The organism is Caballeronia sp. LZ001 (assembly GCF_031450875.1).
Lineage (GTDB): Bacteria > Pseudomonadota > Gammaproteobacteria > Burkholderiales > Burkholderiaceae > Caballeronia.
On record NZ_JARTVX010000003.1, the window covers coordinates 1,149,403 to 1,168,433 of the forward strand.

Below are 19,031 nucleotides of genomic sequence, written 5' to 3' on the forward strand. Positions count from 1 at the left end.
CGCGCCGGTTCACCTTGCGTTTCATGCGTATTTGCGAAGCGAAAACGGCGTTCCGTGCGAAAATCGAGATGGTCGCGCGAGCGCCTCCACAGGCAGGATTGGTCCGCTCAATAGTTGAAAAGCCGTTCGCTGGGCCAAGCCGGGTTGAGCCAATCCACACGCGAAACGACATGCAAAAAAGACATGCAGCGAGGAGAACCTGCGTCAATGGAAGCTGACAAGCTGATACCGGACACGCGCACCAACGCGCCCGAGCCGAGCTTTCTGCTCGGCGGCGGCGAAATGGGCGCGCTCATCCGCGCTTTCGACTGGACGCAAACCTCGCTCGGCTCGCCCGAACAATGGCCGCAGAGTCTCAAGACGGCCGTGCGCATCATGCTCACCTCGCGGCAGCCGATCTGGGTCGGCTGGGGTCCCGACCTCCTGTTCTTCTACAACGATCCTTACAAGTCGATCATCGGCGGCAAGCATCCGCAAGCGCTCGGTCAGCCGACGTCGGTGGTGTGGCGCGAAATCTGGAACGAGATCGGCCCGCTGCTCGACACCGCGCTTGCCGGCATCGAAGGAACCTTCGTCGAGCAGAAGCTGCTCATCATGGAACGCAACGGCTTCCCGGAGGAAACGTACTACACGTTCTCCTATAGCCCGATTCCGGACGATCGCGGCGGCGCGGGCGGCATCATCTGCGCCAATAGCGACGATACCCAACGCGTGCTTGGCGAACGCCAGTTGCTCGTACTGCGCGAACTGGCTGCGTCGGCCGCGAACGCGCGTTCGTGGCGCGAGGCCTGCGAACGTTCGATGAACGTGCTCGCGAATGCCGCGCGCGACATGCCTTTCGCGTTGCTCTATACAGCCGAGCCCGGCGACGAAAGCGCCACGCTCACCGGCGCATGCGGCATCGCGCCGGGCAGTGCGGCCGCGCCGGAAGTGCTGCACGCGGCGCATGCGGGCGCGTGGCCCGTTCACGAAGTGCTGCGCGACAACCAAGCGCGGCTCGTGACCAATCTGAAGGGTTTCATCGACGGACCGCTGCCCACCGGCTCGTGGAACGCCGCGCCGACGCACGCGGTGCTGCTGCCTATCGCGCCGTCGGGCGAGACCGGGCGCGCGGGCGTGCTGATCGCCGCGCTCAATCCATACCGTCTCTTCGACGAAGGCTATCGCGCGTTCCTGAACCTCGTGGGCGGCCAGATCGGCGCGGCCATCGGCGCCGCGCATGCCTATGAAGAAGAACGCCGCCGCGCCGAGGCGCTCGCCGAAATCGACCGCGCCAAGACCACCTTCTTCTCGAATATCAGCCACGAGTTCAGAACCCCGCTCACGCTGATGCTCGGCCCGCTCGAAGACCTGCTGACGAAGCCGGAGCGCGCGGGCGACGAAGTGCGTCTGCTCGAAATCACGCATCGCAATGGCTTGCGCCTGCTCAAGCTCGTCAACGCGCTGCTCGACTTTTCGCGCATCGAGGCCGGGCGTATCGAGATTCATCGGCAGACCACGGACATCGGCGCGTTCACGGCGGAGCTGGCTTCGCTGTTTCGCTCGGCCATCGAATCCGCGGGGCTGCGCTTTTACATCGACATTCCCTCGACGCCGGTGCTCGCAGACATCGATCGCGACATGTGGGAAAAAGTCGTGATGAACCTGCTGTCGAACGCGTTCAAGTTCACGTTTCGCGGCACGATCGAAGTGACGCTGCGCACGAACGCCGCGCAGCGCGTGGAGATGAGCGTGCGCGATACCGGCATCGGCATCGCGGAGGCGGAACTGGCGCGCGTGTTCGAGCGCTTTCATCGCGTGGCGGGCGCGACCGGGCGCTCGGTGGAAGGCAGCGGTATCGGCCTTGCAATGGTTCAGGAGCTCGTCAAGCTGCACGACGGCGCCATCAGCGTGCAAAGCAGTCCCGGCGAGGGCACGTGCTTTACCGTGACGCTGCCCGCCGCGCATGAACGAGTCGACGCGCAACATGCCGATACGCCGCGCGCGCAAGCCAGCAGCGGCGCGCGCAGTTATGTCGATGCCGCCTTGCGCTGGATTCCCGACGCAAGCGAACCGGCGCTCGCCCTCGACGACGAAACACCGCTCGGCGCGGGCGCGAACGCCAGCGCATCCGCCGATGAAATCCGCGGCCGCGTGCTGGTGGTCGACGACAATGCCGACCTGCGCGAATACATGCGTCGCATGCTGGTCGCGGCGGGCCACGAAGTGAGCGTCGCGGCCGACGGCGAGAGCGCGCTCGAAGCGGCTCGCACCGGGCATCCCGAAGTGATCGTGTCGGACGTGATGATGCCGCGCCTCGACGGCTTCGGCCTCTTGAACGCGGTGCGCGCCGACGAAGCGCTGCGCGAGACACCGGTCGTGCTGCTGTCCGCGCGCGCGGGCGAGGAAGCGCGCCTGGGCGGTCTCGAGGCTGGCGCGCACGACTATCTGACTAAGCCCTTCGCCGCGCGAGAATTGCTTGCGCGAGTCGCGAGCAATCTGCGCATCGCGCGGCTGCGGCGCGCGTCCGAGGAGAACCTGCGCGAAGAGTCGCGCATGCTGGAGATTCTGAACGACGTCGGCACCACGGTCGCGGGCGAGCTCGATCTGTCGCGCGCCGTGCAGGTCGTCGTGGATGCCGCCACCGAGCTCACCGGCGCGGCCTTCGGCTCGTTCTTCTACAACCTGCTCGACGACAAGGGCGAGAGCTACACGCTCTATTCCATCTCCGGCGTGCCGAAAGACGCGTTTTCGCGCTTTCCCATGCCGCGCAACACCGCGCTCTTCGGCCCGACTTTCGCGGGCGAAGGCGTGGTGCGTTCCGACGACATCACGAAAGACCCGCGCTACGGCCAGAGCGCGCCGCATTACGGCATGCCGGAAGGTCATCTCAGCGTATGCAGCTATCTCGCCGCGCCCGTCATCTCGCGCACGGGCGAAGTGCTGGGCGGGCTGTTCTTCGGTCATCCCGAACCGGCGATGTTCAACCTGCGCGCGGAGCGGATCGTCGTGGGTATCGCCGCGCAGGCGGCTATCGCCATCGACAACGCGCGGCTCTTTCAGGCGGCACAGGACGAGATCGCCGAGCGCACCAAGGCGCAGGCCGCGCTGCACGATCTCAACGATACGCTCGAACGCCGCGTCGCCGACGCCATCGCGGACCGCGACCGGCTGTGGGAACTGACCGAAGACCTGTTCGTCGTGACGAGCTTCGAAGGCGCGCTGCTGCGCGTGAGCCCGTCGTGGTCGACCGTGCTCGGCGTCGATCTGCAGCGCGTGCATGCGCGAACCATGCTCGACCTCGTCCATCCCGACGACGTCGAAGCGGTCGCGAGCGCGATGGAAAGTCTGCGCCAAAGCGGCGCGTCCGTGCGTTACGAGTGCCGGCACGGCTTCGTGGAAGGCGGCTGGCGCTGGATCGCGTGGACCTTGTCGATCGACCCGGCCACGCGCCGCATACACGGCGTGGGGCGCGACGTCACCGCGGACCGCGAAACCGCCGACGCGCTGCGGCACGCCGAGGAAGCGTTGCGCATGGCGCAGAAGATGGAAGCCATCGGCAAGTTGACGGGCGGCGTCGCGCACGACTTCAACAATCTGCTGCAGGTGATCGGCGGGAATCTGCAATTGCTGGCAAAGGACGTCGCGGGCCAGGAACGCCCCGAGCAGCGCGTGAAGAGCGCGCTCGCGGGCGTGGCACGCGGCGCGAACCTCGCCTCGCAGCTGCTTGCGTTCGGCAGACGCCAGCCGCTCGCGCCGAAGGTCGTCAATCTGGGCCGCTTCGTGCGCGGTCTCGACGACATGTTCCGCCGCGCGCTGGGCGACGGCATCGAGATCGAGACGATCGTATCGGGCGGCTTGTGGAACACGCTCGTCGATCCGTTCCAGGTCGAGAACGCGCTGCTCAATCTGGCGATCAACGCGCGCGACGCGATGAACGCGCACGGCAAGCTGACCATCGAAGCGGGCAATGCATCGCTCGATGAAAACTACGCCAAGCGCCACGCCGACCTGTTGCCCGGCCAATACGTCATGGTCGCTGTTACCGATACCGGCTCGGGCATGTCGCCCGAAGTGCAGGAACGCGCGTTCGAACCGTTCTTCACCACCAAGCGCGAGGGCCAGGGCACGGGTCTCGGACTCTCGATGGTGTACGGCTTCGTGAAGCAGTCCGGCGGCCACGTGAAGGTGTACAGCGAGGAAGGACACGGCACGACGATACGCATTTATCTGCCGCGCGCACGCCAGGAAGAAGACCTCGAAACCACGATCGACGCCGGCCCCGCGCACGGCGGCGACGAAACCATTCTCGTGGTCGAGGACGACGAAGAAGTGCGCGCAACCGTCGTCGCCATGCTTGGCGACCTCGGTTATCGCGTGCTTCGTGCAAAGGATGCGCAAAGCGCGCTGGCTATCGTCGAGAGCGGCGTGCCCGTGGACCTGCTCTTCACCGATGTCGTGATGCCCGGTCCGCTACGCAGCCCCGAACTGGCGCGAAAGGCGCGCGAACGCGTGCCGGGTATCGCGGTGCTGTTCACGTCGGGCTACACGGACAACGCCATCGTGCATGCGGGACGGCTCGATGAAGGAATCGATCTGCTTAGCAAGCCTTATATGCATGAGGCGCTCGTCCGCAAGGTGCGTCAGGTGCTCGCGGCTAGCGGCAAGGGCGCGAGTTCCAGCGCACCGCCCGCGACGGTCACCGGCAACACGGTTTCCGATGCCGCGCCCGCCGACGCCCTCTCGCACATGCGCGTGCTGTTCGTCGAAGACAACGAACTCGTGCGCGTAAGCAGCGCCGAGTTGCTACGCACGTTCGGGCTCGATCTCGTGGAAGCCGGCAGCGTCGCCGAGGCGCTCGCCCTGCTGCGCGAAGAGCGCTTCGAACTCTTGCTGACCGATGTGGATCTGGCGGGCGAATCGGGCATCGAGCTGGCCCTTGCGGCTAGCCGTGAGGCGCCCGGAATCGGCGTGGTGTTCGTCACCGGATACGACCTCGTCCTGAGCGCCGACGAACGCAAGGCCTTGCCGCGCGCGACGCAGTTGCGCAAGCCTTACGACCCGCTGGCGCTGATCGAAGCGCTGAACGCAGCGGTGATGCGTTGATCCGCTAGCCGTCTCCGAACGCGGAGACGGCTAGGTACGCACGCCTAGCCGCGACGGCGCTGTCTCACCGCATCGGCAAGCAGGTCGAGCACCGGCTCGGTCTGGCTCCAGCCGAGACACGCATCCGTGATCGAGACGCCGTGCTTGAGCGGCACGCCCGGCTTGAGGTCCTGCCGCCCTTCGTCCAGATGACTTTCGATCATCACGCCGGTGATGCGGCTTTCGCCCGCGATCAGTTGCCGCGCGATGTCTTCGGCCACATCCACCTGCCGCAGATGCGACTTGTTCGAGTTGGCATGCGAGCAATCGATCATCACCTGCTCGCGCTGTCCGAGCGCCGCCAACGCCGCGCAACTCGCCGCGACGCTGGCCGCATCGTAATTCGGTGCTTTTTTGCCGCCGCGCAGGATAACGTGGCAGTCGTCGTTGCCGCGCGTTTCGAAGATGGCGGCAAGGCCCATCTTCGTCATGCCCATGAAGGCATGGCTCGCGCGCGCCGCGACGATCGCGTCCGCCGCGACTTGCACGCCGCCGTCCGTGCCGTTCTTGAAGCCGATCGGACAACTCAGCCCCGATGCCAGTTGCCGATGGCTCTGACTCTCCGTCGTGCGTGCGCCGATTGCGCCCCACGCGATCAGGTCCGCGATGTACTGCGGACTCAGCAGGTCGAGAAACTCGGTGCCCGTTGGCAGACCAAGCTCGCTGATTTCCAGCAGAAGCTCACGCGCGCGGCGCAGACCTTCGTTGATACGGAAACTGCCGTCCAGACGCGGGTCGTTGATATAGCCCTTCCAGCCGACCGTCGTGCGCGGCTTTTCGAAGTACACGCGCATGACGATCAGCAAATCGTCGCCGAGACGATCCGCGACGGTCTTCAGATGGTGCGCGTATTCGATCGCTTGGTCGTGATCGTGAATGGAACACGGTCCGACCACGACCACGAGGCGGTCATCGCGGCCATGCAGAACGTCCGCGATGCGCGCGCGGCTCGTTTCCACGAGCGCCTGCACGCCGGGCGTGACCGGCAGTTCGTCGAGCAAAAGCGCTGGCGAGATCAGCGGGCGCACCGCGCCGATGCGCGTATCGTCGATACGGGTCGTGTCTTGCGTGGAGTCGGCCACGCCGGCCTCCTGATCGCGGGAGGGGTTGTCGATGCGGCTCAAGGTCAGCTCCGTCGGGCGTAATGAATGCGTAAAGAATGCATGTTGCGGTCATTCGATGCGAGAAAACCGCGCACTTCCGGCCGCGCGGTGCAAACATCGATTATCGCATTTGAAGCGCATGCGTCGCGCATTTCCGAAAGCGGACGAGGATCGTGCGTATCATGAAAGGAACCGGAACACGCCATTCATCAAGGGAGCAGACCATGCGAATCGAAACATCCTTTCTCTTCGATCTCGACGGAACGCTGGTCGACAGCGTCTATCAGCACGTGCTCGCGTGGAAAGAAGCGCTGGACAGCGAGGGCATCGAACTGTCGGTGTGGCGCATTCATCGCAAAATCGGCATGAGCGGCGGCCTCTTCACCGATCAATTGCTGCGCGAAACGCATGGGGAGATCAACGCGGATCGCGTGGAACGTCTGCGGCGCCTTCATGCCGACGCTTATCAAAGTCTGCGCGCACAGGTCTGCCCATTGCCGGGCGCGCGCGAATTGCTCGACGCGCTGACCCAGGCGGGCACGCGCTGGGCGATCGCCACGAGCGGCCGCATGGAAACGGCGGCGTTCAATCTCGAAGCATTGGGCGTGGACCCAGGCAAGCAAGTGGTCGTCACGCGCGATCAGGTGAAATACGCCAAGCCCGATCCCGACTTGTTCCTTGCGGCGGCCGCGCGTCTGAACGTGCCGATCGAGCATACGGTGGTGGTTGGCGACAGCATCTGGGACATGCTCGCGGCGCGTCGCTGCCGATCGCTCGGCGTCGGCCTGCTGTCGGGCGGTTATGGCAGCGACGAACTGGAACGCTCGGGCGCGCTGCGCGTCTACGAAGACCCCGCCGACCTGCTGTTCCATCTCGACGAAGTGGCCGCGCGCCCTTGAATCATGCTAGAACGCGTGCCGCAAGCCGACAGTGACGCCGACTTGCGTACCTGTCGATGACGGCGACAACGTATTGAGCATCGCCTGCCCGAGCACGGAATCGGGCGGCGCCCCCTTTACGTGCTGATAGACGCCTTCGAGATAGACATCCGTGCGTTTCGAGAGCGAATAGTCGGTCTGCAACATGACCGTATGCCACGACGGATAAGCGATGGATGCAGCGTTGCCATAAGCGCCGTCCGTGAACGTGTAAGCCGCCGATACGCTCAACACGGGCGTGAGCGCGTAATGCACGTTCGCTTCGTAATTGTCGAGACGCAGGGTGCCATCGAGCGGAATATAGTTGCCGAGCCCGATGGAAAGCACGCTGTTCATATTGTCGAGTTGCGTGTGCGACCAGACGAGACCGACCGTCGCCGGCCCGAAGGTGGCGTTGGCGCCCGCGCCCCAGATGCGCTGCCGTTGCGCGACGAAGTTCGCGCTGCCATCCCCTTGCGACACCGCGCCATTCAAATTCGTCCCCGCAATGCCGCCGCCCGCGTTGTTCAATTGCAGATAGCCGCCCGCGACCGTGAACGGCCCTTGCGCGTACGATGCCGAAAAGCCATACGCGCGGTTATCCGCGAAGTTTCCGGCGCTATTGCCGAAGGAATACATGCTCTCGACCGTCACGCCGCGATAAGTGGGGCTGACGTATTTGACGGTGTTGTTGATGACGACCGAGTTTGCCGCCAGATTATCGTTTTCGAACGGATGCGCCGAGATGCTGCCGCCCCAGGTGTTGAATTCGGCGGTGAGCGGACCGAGCAGATCGTTGAGCACGTCGTATTGACGCCCGGCCGTGAGCGTGCCGTAGTCGTCGTGTTGCAGGCCGACCCATGCTTGCGAGCCGAAGCCATCGCCCGCGAATGCATTGGTGCCGTTATTCAGATTGAAGCCTTGCTCCAGCTTGAAGATGGCCTTAAGGCCGCCGCCGAGATCCTCACTGCCTTTCAGGCCGAAGACCGTGTTCTGCGTGACGCTGCTGAGCATCTGCCAGTTGCTGTGGCCGGTCTGATTGTTGGTGTAGACGATACCCGTGTCGATCAGGCCATATAGCGTGACACTGCTTTGCGCATGCACCGAAGCTGCGCATAAAGCGGCAGGCAGCGCGACCATCAACATTGACCTTTTCATTGCTGAAAGCTCCATGAACGATTGAAAGCGACGGCCTGCCCGGAGAGCGGCGACTGGCAATTGATCGTACGACGCCAAAATTGTGCGGGCGCAATATCGGCATGGCGTTGCATAAATGCTATTCCGGCGCGGTACTGAATTCTTGCGGAAGGCTTTCCTATACTGGGGTCTCACATTTCGAACAAGGGGACACCGATGTTGATGGAAGCAAAGGAATCGATCTACAGCCCGACGCAGGACGGGCTGATTTTCCCCGAAGAGCCCACGTTTTCCTCCTCGGCGGAAGAACGGCGCTATCGCAAAGAGCATCTCGCCGCCGCATGCCGGATCTTCGCGCGGCACGGATTCAGCTTCGGCTTCGGCGGCCATCTGACCGTGCGCGACCCGGAACATCCCGAACTCTTCTGGACCAATCCGATGTGCGTGCCATGGTCACGCGTGAAGACCTCGCAACTCGTGCTCGTCGATCATTCGGGCACAGTGGTCGAAGGAAAGTACGCGGTGAACCGCGCAGGCTACGTGCTGCATTCCGCGATCCACGCTGACAATCCCGACATCATCGGGTCGTGTCACGCGCATACCGTTCATGGCGATGCGTGGGCCGCAATGGGCAAGCCGCTCGACTATGTGACGCAGGACGCCTGCATGTTTTATGGCTCGCATATGGTCGTGCGCGACGGCGCGGGCAAGGTGCCGGTCGCGGATGCATCGGGTAATCCGATTGCACGCGCCTTCAACGAACACAAGGCCGTAATCCATCAGAACCATGGGCTTCTGACGGCGAGCCGCCATAGCATCGATGATGCAGTATGGACGTTCATCGCCCTCGATCACTGCTGCAAGATGCAGCTGCTCATGGACGCGACCGAATCGCGCCCGTTGCAGATCGACCCGGAGCATGCCGAGTATTCGCATCGTCATCTGGGCAACTCGTTCATCAGCTGGCTGCATTTCCAGACCATGCTGTATGAGATCGCCGAAGAGGAGCCGGAATATCTCGACTGAGCAATGACCCAGCGGCATGCGTGCCATACGAGCATGCCGTGATAAAGCGCTAAAAAATACAGGAGACAAGCATGGAAGCGCTATACGGAGATCAGGCCGTCAAGGAAACGGATGCTGGCCGCATCTATGGCAGGGCTTACTGGCGGCTCTTGCCGTTGCTCTTGATCTGCTATCTCGTGGCATATCTGGACCGTGTGAACGTTGGCTTCGCGAAGTTGCAGATGCTCGATGCACTCGGCTTCGACGACGCCATCTATGGCCTCGGCTCGGGCATCTTCTTCGCCGGCTACTTCTTCTTCGAGGTTCCGAGCAATCTCGTGATGCGCAAGGTCGGCGCGCGCCGCTGGATTGCGCGCATCATGCTCACGTGGGGTGTCATTTCTGCGGCGATGGTCCTCGTCAAGACGCCGACCATGTTCTACATTGCGCGCTTCATGCTTGGTGCCGCCGAAGCAGGCTTCGCACCGGCGATCATGTATCTGCTCACGCTGTGGTTTCCCGCGCGCTACCGCGGTCGCGCAATGTCCATCTACGTGATGGGCGCGCCGCTCGCGTTCGTCGTCGGCGGGCCGATTTCCGGCTATATCCTGCACGCGTTTTCAGGTAACGACCAGCTAGCCCCGTGGCAATGGCTTTTTCTGATCGAAGCGCTGCCCGCCATCGTGCTCGCCTTCGTCGTGTTGCGCTTTCTTGACGACGATCCCGCCAAGGCGCGCTGGCTTTCGGACGACGAACGCAATCTCGTGCTCGCCGACATTCGCGCGGAAAACGCCAGCAAGATCGACTATACGAGCGTGCGCGGCTTTCTCGGCAACAAGAAATTGTGGGCGTTCTGCGCGATCTACTTCTGCCTCATCATGGGTCTTTATGCGCTCGGTTTCTGGATGCCCTCGCTCGTCAAGCGCAGCGGTGTCGCCGACCCGTTCGCCATCGGACTCTATACGGCCGTGCCGAACATCTTTGCGGCGATAGCGCTATATTTGTCGAACCGCAGCGCCGATCGCACCGGCGGCAGGCGCATCCACTTCGCGGCGTTCATGGTTATCGGCGCGGTTGGACTTGCCGTAAGCATGTGGTTGTCGGCGGGGCCGCTCGTGACGGTAGCTTGCCTGTCGGTCGCCGCAGCGGGCGTCTATTCGTGCATCGCGCTGTTCTGGGCCTTGCCGACAAGTCTCTTCGTGGGAGCATCGGTGGCGGCAGCGTTGGCGTTCATCAATTCAGTGGGCAATATCGCGGGCTTCATGTCGCCGTATCTCGTAGGCTTGCTCAACGTGTGGCTTGGACACGCGGAAGTCGGCATGTATGTGATCTCCGCATTCCTCGTGCTCGGCGCCTGCATGACAATGCGCTTGCCTCGAACGTTGGACAAATGACGCGTTGCTTCAGGCGGCCCACGGCGGCCGCCGGAGCTTATCCGCCACGTAATCAATAAACGCACGCACGCGCGGATGCAAAGTCGAATCGCGCGGATACAGCACATAGATCGCGGTTTCGTCGCTCGATTGAAAGTCGGTGAGCAAAGGCACGAGCATGTTGCTGCGAATGGAAGGCAACACCATGTGTTCAGCCATCCGCGTAATGCCCACGCCTGCAAGACACATATAAACGGAACTCACGCCGCTGCTCGTCTGAAAGTTGCCGTTGATGAGCATGGACGTGCGCTCGCCGCCGACCATGAAAGGCCAATGGTTGAGATGGTCCATCGGCGGTTCCCACATCAGGCAGTTGTGTCGGGTGAGTTCCGCGGGTGTCGAGGGTACCCCATGTCTGGCGATATACGCAGGCGACGCCGTGACCACTCGCTGCAGATGACATAGCTTGCGGCTCACGAGATTCGAGTCCTGCAAATTGCCCATGCGGATGGCGACATCGAACCCTTCTCCGATGATATCGGCGAGCGTATCCGAAAGAGAAAGCCGCACGCGCAGGCCCGGATAACGTTCGAGAAATGCCGGAATGAGCGGCACGATCTGATCCATGCCGAACGACGTAGCCACGGTCACGCGAATATCGCCGGACATGTGCTGGCCCGCGCGCGAGAGTTGTGCTTCGCCGCTTTCGAGTTCTTCGAGAATGCGCTTGCAGAGCGCGAGATACTGCGTGCCCTCCTGCGTCATCTGAAGGCGACGCGTGGAGCGCCTCAAAAGCGATACGCCGAGCCGCTTCTCCAGCGCGGATACAGTGCGGCTGACGTAAGGCTGCTGCAAATCGAGCGCGAGCGCCGCAGCCGTGAAACCGCCCGTCTCGGCGACGGCCCTGAAGATCCTCATCTCGGTGAGGCGTTCGTCCTTCATGCTGTCACGATGCCTGGGGAAACAGGCATCGTAGCGTGCCTCGCTGGCAGGGCCTATCGGGGAAGGCACGGACATCCGGTCTGTGCCTTCCGGCTGCCTCAACTCCTCACCCCCACCCCCGCCGCCCCAACTCCACTACGCCCACGCAACACACACCCCACCGCCACCGCGCCGACCAACAAACCCGCCGCCACGACGATCAACGCCACATCCGTGCGTCCCGTCACGTCCTTGAGATAGCCGATCATATAGGGCGACACGAAGCCCGCGAGATTGCCGATGGAGTTGATCATCGCAATGCCCGCTGCCGCCGTCACGCCGGTGAGAAACGCCGTCGGCAAGCTCCAGAACAACGCGGGAATCGACAGCACGCCCATGTTGGCGATGCACAGCGCGATCACGCCCAATACCGGCTGGTTCTGCCACACGACGCACAACGCAAAGCCAAGCGCGGCCATCGAGAACGCGGCAATCAGATGCCACTTGCGTTCCTTGCGACGATCCGCCGAGAATCCGAACGCCAGCATGCTGATGATCGCGCACACGCCCGGCAACGCCGTGAGAAGCCCGATGGTGAACGGATCGGCCACGCCCATCTTCTGCACGAGCGTCGGCATCCAGAAGCTGATCGCGTACAGCCCCATGTTGTAGACGAAATAGATCAGCACCAGCGCCCAGATGCGTCCATGACCCAGCAGGCTCATGAAGCCATGCGCGATCTTGTCGCGATTCTCCGCCGCAAGCACCGCGCTAAGATGCGTCTTCTCGCCATCGGTCAGCCACGTGACGCGGCGAATATCCTCGCTCATGCGGAAGTAGATATAGATGCCGAGGAGTATCGTCGGAATGCCTTCGCACAAGATCAGCCACTGCCAGCCGCGCATGCCGCCGACGCCCGACAGAAAGCCGAGAATCGAGCCGGACACGAGTCCGCCGATGACGCCCGACGATGCCAGCGCGATATAAAACACGCCCCATGCGCGTCCGCGTCGCGCCGCCGGATACCACTGGCTCATGTAATAGATCGCGCCCGGAATGAAGCCCGCTTCGGCGAGACCCAGCAGAAAGCGCATGACATAAAACTGCGTCGGCGTGCGGATGAAAATGGTCGCGCACGAAAGCAGGCCCCACGTCACCATGATTCGCGCAATCCAGCGTCGCGCACCCACGCGATGCAAGATTACGTTGCTCGGCACTTCGAGCAGAAAGTAACCGAGAAAAAAGATGCCCGCGCCGAAGCCATACACGGCATCGCTGAAATGGAGGTCGCTCGACATCTGCAGCTTGGCGAACCCCACGTTCACGCGGTTCAAATAGGAAAAGAAAAATCCAAGCATCAGCACGGGCAGAATGCGCAGGGATATCTTTCTGAAAAGCCTGTTTTCGTCGATGGCGGGCGTCATGTCAGTCTCCTTGATTTCGTGCGGTCATGTTTTTATTCGACGCGATAGAAACGTCGCGCGGTCCCTTCGAACAACGCGCGTAAATCGGTTTCGGTGGCTTGCGGCAAGGCGCCGAGCACATCGGCGACGATCTCCGTGAAGCTCGCCGACAAGTTACCCACCGGCAGATTGCTCGCGAACATCGAACGCTCGTAGCCGAATAGATCGACGGCTTCGCGAATCACGCGGCGATTGCTCGCGCTGTCCCACGTGCCGTTCGGCAAGCCGAGTTCCGATACCTTCAGATAGACGTTCGGACACGCCGCGAGCTTCTCCATTCCACGGCGCCAGATCGCGACGCCTTCGTCCGATCGATCGAGCGGCAAGCCGAGATGGTTCGTGACGATAGGCGTCTTCGGGAATGCACGCGCCACTTCCGCCGCTTCTTCCAAGTGCCAATACGGCACGCGCAAGTCCCACGAGAAGCCGTACTTATCGAGTAAAGCGAGACCCGCAAGCCATGCTTCGTCTTGCATCGTGCCCGGTTGGCCCGCAACGGATTCATGCGGACCGCTGGAGATTTCAGGCTTCGAGCGCACACCGCGCGCGAGCGGGCTGTTTGCATGACCTGCGAGAATCGCATCGCAATCGGGCTGCACGAAGAACACATGGCCGACGATCGCGCTGGGTAATCCCGTTTTCGCGTTGAGCGCGGTGAGCCAGTCGGTTTCGCGCACTTGTTGCTTGCGCGAACGCTCCGCTTCCACATGCACGGTGCCGATCACGTTGAAGCCGGCCGTCGCCTGGCGATACTGCGGCGGCAAAAAGTCCTGACACATTCGGCGATAGTCGCCGAGGAAGAAGGCGTCGTCGTACTCGTTCGTGAGCCAGGGAAAGTCGCCGTCCGACAAGTCCCAGAAGTGATGATGCGCATCCAGTATCGGCAGGTCGAAGCCGAGCGTGTTGGTGGTCATCGCGATGTCCTTGCGTGAGTGCCGCGTGCGTTGTCGTCGAGCCCTTCCGGGCGATAGATGCGCACGGCCGTATCGTGAAAGAAAGCCTCTTGATCCGCGCGCGGCCAGGCGCGCACCAGTTCGGCAAAGCCGCGTAGCAGACCGTCGAGCGAGATGAACATGCCATCCACGGGGAAGTTGCTGCCGAACATGAGACGCCCGGCGCCGAAGACTTGATGAAGCGTATCGAGCACTGGCTGGTTTGCGGCGACGCTCCACGGCTTGCCCGCCTCGCACAGCCCCGACACCTTCACGGCCACGTTCGGCAAACGCGCGAGTTCTTCCAGCGCCGCGCGCCAACCCGTAAGCGTCGCGTTCGATCTATCGCCGGGCACGCCCGCATGATTGACGATGAGCGTGGTGTGTGGAAAATCGCGGGCGAGCTGTGCCGCTTCGGACAATTGCCGCCACGACGCCTGCAAGTCGAAGTGCAGGCCGTATCGTTCGAGCAAGGCATAGCCGCGCTGCCAGCGTTCGTCGGACATGAGCGTGCGGCCATCCTTGTCCGGTGCGCCCGGCTTGTGACGCACGCTGCGAACGCGAGCCACGCGGGCTTGCGCGGACAACACGTCGTCCACGTCGGCGCGGTCGAGCCACGCTTGCGCCACGATCGCGTTGGGGCGACCCGTCTCTTCGGCAAGCTCGCGGACATAGCGCGTTTCGCCAAGCGGATCATCCGGGTTCCACTCGGCTTCGACATACACGCTGCCGATCACGCGATGCCCCGCCGCATCGCGCAGATAGTCCGATGGCAGGTACGTCTCTTTGATCGGCGTGTAGTCGCCGTAACGATGTTCGACCAGCACGCCCGGCATGAGCCACGGATAGCGATTCGCTTCGAGGTCCCAGAAGTGCTGATGCGCGTCGATGATCGGCCCTTCGTACAACTCCTTCATGCGCGCGCTCCTGAATCGTTGCGGCCGAAATCGATAAAGAGCGAGCCGACGAGATAAGCGAACGCCGCCGCAGCGAAGAACAGGATGACCGCCGTGAAACCGCCTGTCATATCGACGATCACGCCCACGACGATAGGCACGATGATCGCGCCGCCCGTGCCCGCGAAGTTCATCACGCCGCCGACGAGGCCGACTTGCTCGCGCGGTGCGAGCATCGCGGGAATGAGCCAGTACAGGCCGCCCCACAAGTGAAAGAACACGCCGAGCGACAACACGGCGACCGCGAGCCGGATATCCGCCACGAACGGCAAAGCCAGCAGACAAAGAAGCGACATGCCGCCCGACACGCCGAAGAGGATCTTGAACGCCGTCTTGCGTGCGAAATGCCGTTGCAACCAGTCGGCTGTCACGCCCGACAGAATCTCGCCGACCGCGCCCGCGAGAAAAATGATGAAGGTCGCGAAGCCCATGCTGCGGATATCGAGCCCGCGTCCGACCGACAAATAGTTCGGTCCCCAGGTCACGAGGCCGAAGAACACCATCGCCCAACCGACACGGCCCACCACCATCGCCGAAAAGATGCCGCGTGAAAGCGGCGCCATCTTCGCGCTAGGGGCTTCGCCAGCAACGAGCTTCTGCTCGCGGATATACGCGACTTCCGCCTGGTCGATACCCGCGTGCCGCTCGGGCGTCTCGCGCAGCATGCGATAGACGACGAGACCGAAGACGATCGTCACCGCTCCCACGATCAGGAACGCCGAACGCCACGATCCCGAGAAGCCGATCAGCGCGCTGATGAGCAAGCCACCGAGCGCCGAGCCGAGCGGCGCGCCGCTATCGATGAGTGTCACGCCGCGCGCCCGTTCCGCGGGCGGCAGCCACGCCGCCGTGAGCTTCGTCGCGGCGGGCATGTAAGGAGCTTCGAACACGCCGAGACCGATGCGCGTAAGCAACAGCGTCACGCCGTTCATGGCGAACGCGGCAAGACACTGGAAGCCGCCCCACAGCACCGCCGAGATGCCGATCATGCGGCGTGCGCCGAAGCGGTCGGCGGCCCAGCCAGCGGGAATCTGGAACGTGCTGTACGTCCAGAAGAACGCAGAGAGGATCAACCCCTGCATCGTCGCGGCGAGATGAAACTCGCGCACGATGGTCGGCATTGCAATGGACAGCGACATGCGGTCGATGCAGTTGATCGTATAGAGCACGAAGAGCAGCAGCACCATGCGCCAGCGGGTGGTGCAAAGAAGCGCGCGCAGCGAACTGCCCGAGGCGCTCGCGGATAAGTTGGTTTGCATGTCTCCTCCTGTATGGGTCGAAAGCCCTCGTCGTATCGCAGGCCGTTTATAGCGACGGATTGCGCTTCCACGCTTCGTAAAGCGCCGAGCCTTGCAAGTCGAGCGCATCGAGCGGAACGAGGTCGCCCTGCTTTACATCGGCGAGAAGACGCTTGTTGGCCGCGAGATAGAACGGCGCCGCGACTCCCGCCTTCGCGCGTTCGATGAGCAACGGCGTCGCGCCCTGAATGGTGTGATGATGACCGCCCATGGCAAGCGTCTCGCCCGCCTTGAAGTCGCGTTCGGCACGCGCCACCATTTGCGCGTGCGGCAACTGCTCCGCGCTGCCAGTCGGCTGATTGAGCAGCACCGCCGAAAAAATGCTCATCGGCGTTTCGAGACCCATCAGGTGATACGGCAAGTAGATGCATGCATAGCGGCCGTTCTTGCCGACCACATGGCCCTTTTGCTTGAGCAACTCCCAGGTTTCCTCGTCCTTGCAGCGCACGATGACGAACACGCCGCCACCGAAGCTCAGATCGTCCGGACGACGCAGGCAGTTGAAGACATCGACCACGCCGGTACGCTCCAGAATGCCGCCGTCTTCCTTCGGCACGAAGATATCGGCGAGTTCATTCAAGCGCGCGAGCGGATAGTTGAGCGCATCGGCAGCCGGCACGAAGCCGGTCGAATTGGCGACGACGTTCATCTCGCAGTAATCGGGCGTCGCGCTTTGCGGCAGCATCGAGAGCGCCTTGCTACGGGCGGCGAGCGTCGCGGCGATATCGTCGCCTGGCGTCCAGCACGCATCGAGCGAGACTTCGTGGCGTTGATCGAGATAGTCGATGGTATGCGCGTCCGGATCGTAGATGAAGTCGTACTCGCTCGACTTGCCAGCCACGATCACTTCGAAACCGAGCACGCGCGCCCACGTCACGAGGCCGATCAGATTGCTCGGCTGATCGCCGTCGGGCGTGGTGTACGTCACGCCGTTTTCGAGCGCGAGCCGGTTCAGATACGGGCCCACGACCGAATCGGTTTCCTTGGTCGCCATCGCCACGTGCACGCCGCGCTTCAATGCGTTCTCGGCGATCTGCACGCTCACTTCAGGATGCCCCGTCGCTTCCACGACGATATCGAGCTCCACGTTCTTCAACAGCAGATGGTCGCCCACCAGCGCGATACGGCCATCGGCGCGAGCGGCGCGCACGTCGTCGGCGTTGTTGCAGACGCGCGCTGTATCGTTCGCGAAGCCGAGCGATGCCAGGGCGGCGAGCGTGCCTTCGATATCGATATCGCACAGCGCGGCGATCTCGAGGCCCGGCAACGCGCGGCATTGCACGAGCAGCGAGCGGCCGAAGCCGCCTTTCGGACCGACGAGCGCCATGCGGATCGTGCGGCTGCCGAGCGACTTGAAGAGATGTTCGTAGTTCATGGCGATGTCTGTCCTTTAAGGCCTGATCTTGTGGGGAACGTGAACGGCACGTTTAGCCGATCACCGAGTTGATGAGGAGAATCACGCCGAGCGCGACGAGCGATTGAAACGAGACGAGCAGCGTCCAGGTCTTGAGCGTATCGGCGACCGAGAGGCGGAAATATTCCTTGAAAAGCCAGAAGCCCGAGTCGTTCAGATGCGAGAGCATCAGTCCGCCCGAGCTCACGGCGAGCACCAGCAGTTCGAGATTGACGCCGGGCGTGGCCGCCGCGATCGGCGCGACGATGCCCGCCGCCGTCACGGTTGCGACCGTCGCCGAGCCGATCGCGATACGGATCAGCGCCGCGACCGCCCAGCCGAGCACGAGCGGCGAGATCGACCAATGCGTGGCCCAATGCGCGATGGCGTCGCCGATATGCGTGGCGAGCAGCATCTCTTTCAGGCCGCCACCCGCGCCGAGGATCAGGATCACGGCGGCAGCGGGCGCCACGCTCTTGCCGAGGAGCTTTTGAATCTGCGGCAACGTGAGGCCGCTCTTGACGCCGAGCGACCAGATTGCGAACAGCACGGCAATCAGCAACGAGACGATAGGGTCGCCCACGGTTTCGAGCAGTTCGCGCATCGGCGTGCCGGTCGGCGCGTAGTTGCGGCCGAACGTGCGGATCATCATCAGGACCGGTGGCAACAGGACCGTGATGAGCACGAGCGCGAGCGGCGGCGTGGCGCGGCCGGCTTTCTTGTCGTCGGCGGCAGCGGGCGAATAAAGACCCTCGCCTGGCGTAACCGGCAGAAAGCGCATGACGAAGGCCGTGAAGAGCGGGCCGGAGAGAATGGCCATCGGAACGGCGACGATCAGGCCGAAAAAGATCGTGCGGCCCGCGTCCGCATGTAACGCGGCAAGCGCGAGCGTCGGCGACGGATGCGGCGGCAAGAGACCGTGCGAGACGTAGAGGCCGGCGGCCATCGGAATGCCGACGGCCATCAGCGGACTTTTCGTGCGATGCGCGATGGCGTAGACGAGCGGGACGAGCATCACGAAGCTCACATCGAACAGATGCGGCAAGCCGATGAGCAGCGACGCCGCGCAAATGGCCGCCGGAATCCAGCGCTTAGAACCGAGTCCGATGAATGCGTTGGCGATGCGATCCGCGCCGCCCGATTCGAGCAGCAAGCCGCCAAGCATGGTGCCGAGTCCGACCACGAGCCCCACGGAACTGAGAATGCCGCCAAAGCCTTTTTCGAAGCTCTTGATGACGGCGGTAGGCGCGAGTCCGGCCGCGCAGCCGAGAAAAGCCGGCCGTGAGAATGAGCGCGAGAAACGGGTGAAGCTTGACCTTCGTGATCAGCAGTACCAGCAGAAGGATCGCGATAACGGGCGCGATCAACGTATAGAGCGAAGGCGACATGAAGTAGTGCGGCTCGAATAG

Annotated in this window: 12 protein-coding genes and 1 pseudogene; 4 read left to right on the forward strand and 9 right to left on the reverse strand. The window is 63.0% G+C overall.

Annotated elements, in window-relative coordinates; translation table 11 throughout:
* Window positions 1-207: 207 nt before the first annotated feature.
* The gene (locus P9292_RS09745) at window positions 208-5,085 is read left to right on the forward strand and encodes a response regulator (protein ID WP_309958697.1); all 4,878 of its coding nucleotides are present in this window, start codon (window positions 208-210) and stop codon (window positions 5,083-5,085) included.
* Between the two features lie 44 nt (window positions 5,086-5,129).
* On the opposite strand, the gene P9292_RS09750 is transcribed toward P9292_RS09745, so the two are convergent.
* The gene (locus P9292_RS09750; RefSeq protein WP_305038186.1) at window positions 5,130-6,248 is read right to left on the reverse strand and encodes a 3-deoxy-7-phosphoheptulonate synthase; all 1,119 of its coding nucleotides are present in this window, start codon (window positions 6,246-6,248) and stop codon (window positions 5,130-5,132) included.
* A 203-nt stretch (window positions 6,249-6,451) separates the two neighbouring features.
* Here P9292_RS09750 and P9292_RS09755 point away from each other — a divergent pair, with 203 nt between their 5' ends.
* Complete coding sequence (locus tag P9292_RS09755) at window positions 6,452-7,126, forward strand: HAD family hydrolase (RefSeq protein ID WP_250511007.1); 675 nt, start codon at window positions 6,452-6,454, stop codon at window positions 7,124-7,126.
* 6 nt (window positions 7,127-7,132) lie between these two features.
* On the opposite strand, the gene P9292_RS09760 is transcribed toward P9292_RS09755, so the two are convergent.
* On the reverse strand, window positions 7,133-8,302 hold the full coding sequence (locus tag P9292_RS09760) for a porin (RefSeq protein ID WP_250469292.1): 1,170 nt from the start codon (window positions 8,300-8,302) through the stop codon (window positions 7,133-7,135).
* A 195-nt stretch (window positions 8,303-8,497) separates the two neighbouring features.
* On the opposite strand from P9292_RS09760, the gene P9292_RS09765 reads away from it, so the two are divergent.
* Together P9292_RS09765 and P9292_RS09770 are read left to right on the forward strand one after the other, a co-directional pair.
* Window positions 8,498-9,307, forward strand: coding sequence for a class II aldolase/adducin family protein (locus tag P9292_RS09765; protein ID WP_250469291.1), 810 nt, complete (start codon window positions 8,498-8,500; stop codon window positions 9,305-9,307).
* Window positions 9,308-9,378: 71 nt separating this feature from the next.
* Entirely contained in the window at window positions 9,379-10,680 is a 1,302-nt protein-coding gene (locus P9292_RS09770; RefSeq protein WP_250469289.1) for an MFS transporter, read from the forward strand.
* Window positions 10,681-10,689: 9 nt separating this feature from the next.
* Here P9292_RS09770 and P9292_RS09775 read toward each other — a convergent pair whose 3' ends face one another.
* From P9292_RS09775 to P9292_RS09805, 7 genes and pseudogenes are all read right to left on the reverse strand, one after another.
* A complete protein-coding gene (locus tag P9292_RS09775; protein ID WP_309847004.1) occupies window positions 10,690-11,601 on the reverse strand; it encodes a LysR family transcriptional regulator in 912 nt (303 codons plus the stop codon).
* 98 nt (window positions 11,602-11,699) lie between these two features.
* Window positions 11,700-13,004 (reverse strand): MFS transporter, encoded by a 1,305-nt coding sequence (locus tag P9292_RS09780; RefSeq protein ID WP_250469286.1) that lies wholly within the window; start codon window positions 13,002-13,004, stop codon window positions 11,700-11,702.
* Window positions 13,005-13,036: 32 nt separating this feature from the next.
* Window positions 13,037-13,957 (reverse strand): amidohydrolase, encoded by a 921-nt coding sequence (locus P9292_RS09785; RefSeq protein ID WP_244830862.1) that lies wholly within the window; start codon window positions 13,955-13,957, stop codon window positions 13,037-13,039.
* Window positions 13,954-14,892: an amidohydrolase family protein gene (locus tag P9292_RS09790; RefSeq protein ID WP_309958698.1), complete on the reverse strand. Its 939-nt coding sequence runs from the start codon at window positions 14,890-14,892 to the stop codon at window positions 13,954-13,956. The genes P9292_RS09785 and P9292_RS09790 overlap by 4 nt, the downstream gene beginning before the upstream one ends.
* Window positions 14,889-16,190, reverse strand: a complete 1,302-nt coding sequence (locus P9292_RS09795) for an MFS transporter (RefSeq protein ID WP_309958699.1) — start codon at window positions 16,188-16,190, stop codon at window positions 14,889-14,891. Before P9292_RS09795 ends, P9292_RS09790 begins: the two co-directional genes overlap by 4 nt.
* 46 nt (window positions 16,191-16,236) lie before the next feature.
* Window positions 16,237-17,604 carry an NAD(P)H-dependent oxidoreductase gene (locus P9292_RS09800; RefSeq protein ID WP_250469280.1) on the reverse strand — a complete coding sequence of 456 codons (1,368 nt, stop codon included), beginning with the start codon at window positions 17,602-17,604 and terminating at the stop codon, window positions 16,237-16,239.
* Window positions 17,605-17,656: 52 nt separating this feature from the next.
* Window positions 17,657-18,883, reverse strand: a pseudogene (locus P9292_RS09805) (gluconate:H+ symporter); the annotation flags it as partial.
* Window positions 18,884-19,031 lie beyond the last annotated feature (148 nt).

Bases quoted from the DNA above. Each gene is read 5' to 3' on its own strand.
- P9292_RS09745 (WP_309958697.1), top strand. From the start codon at position 208: ATGGAAGCTGACAAGCTGATACCGGACACGCGCACCAACGCGCCCGAG.
- P9292_RS09755 (WP_250511007.1), top strand. From the start codon at position 6,452: ATGCGAATCGAAACATCCTTTCTCTTCGATCTCGACGGAACGCTGGTC.
- P9292_RS09760 (WP_250469292.1), bottom strand. From the start codon at position 8,302: ATGAAAAGGTCAATGTTGATGGTCGCGCTGCCTGCCGCTTTATGCGCA.
- P9292_RS09765 (WP_250469291.1), top strand. From the start codon at position 8,498: ATGTTGATGGAAGCAAAGGAATCGATCTACAGCCCGACGCAGGACGGG.
- P9292_RS09770 (WP_250469289.1), top strand. From the start codon at position 9,379: ATGGAAGCGCTATACGGAGATCAGGCCGTCAAGGAAACGGATGCTGGC.
- P9292_RS09775 (WP_309847004.1), bottom strand. From the start codon at position 11,601: ATGAAGGACGAACGCCTCACCGAGATGAGGATCTTCAGGGCCGTCGCC.
- P9292_RS09780 (WP_250469286.1), bottom strand. From the start codon at position 13,004: ATGACGCCCGCCATCGACGAAAACAGGCTTTTCAGAAAGATATCCCTG.
- P9292_RS09785 (WP_244830862.1), bottom strand. From the start codon at position 13,957: ATGACCACCAACACGCTCGGCTTCGACCTGCCGATACTGGATGCGCAT.
- P9292_RS09790 (WP_309958698.1), bottom strand. From the start codon at position 14,892: ATGAAGGAGTTGTACGAAGGGCCGATCATCGACGCGCATCAGCACTTC.
- P9292_RS09795 (WP_309958699.1), bottom strand. From the start codon at position 16,190: ATGCAAACCAACTTATCCGCGAGCGCCTCGGGCAGTTCGCTGCGCGCG.
- P9292_RS09800 (WP_250469280.1), bottom strand. From the start codon at position 17,604: ATGAACTACGAACATCTCTTCAAGTCGCTCGGCAGCCGCACGATCCGC.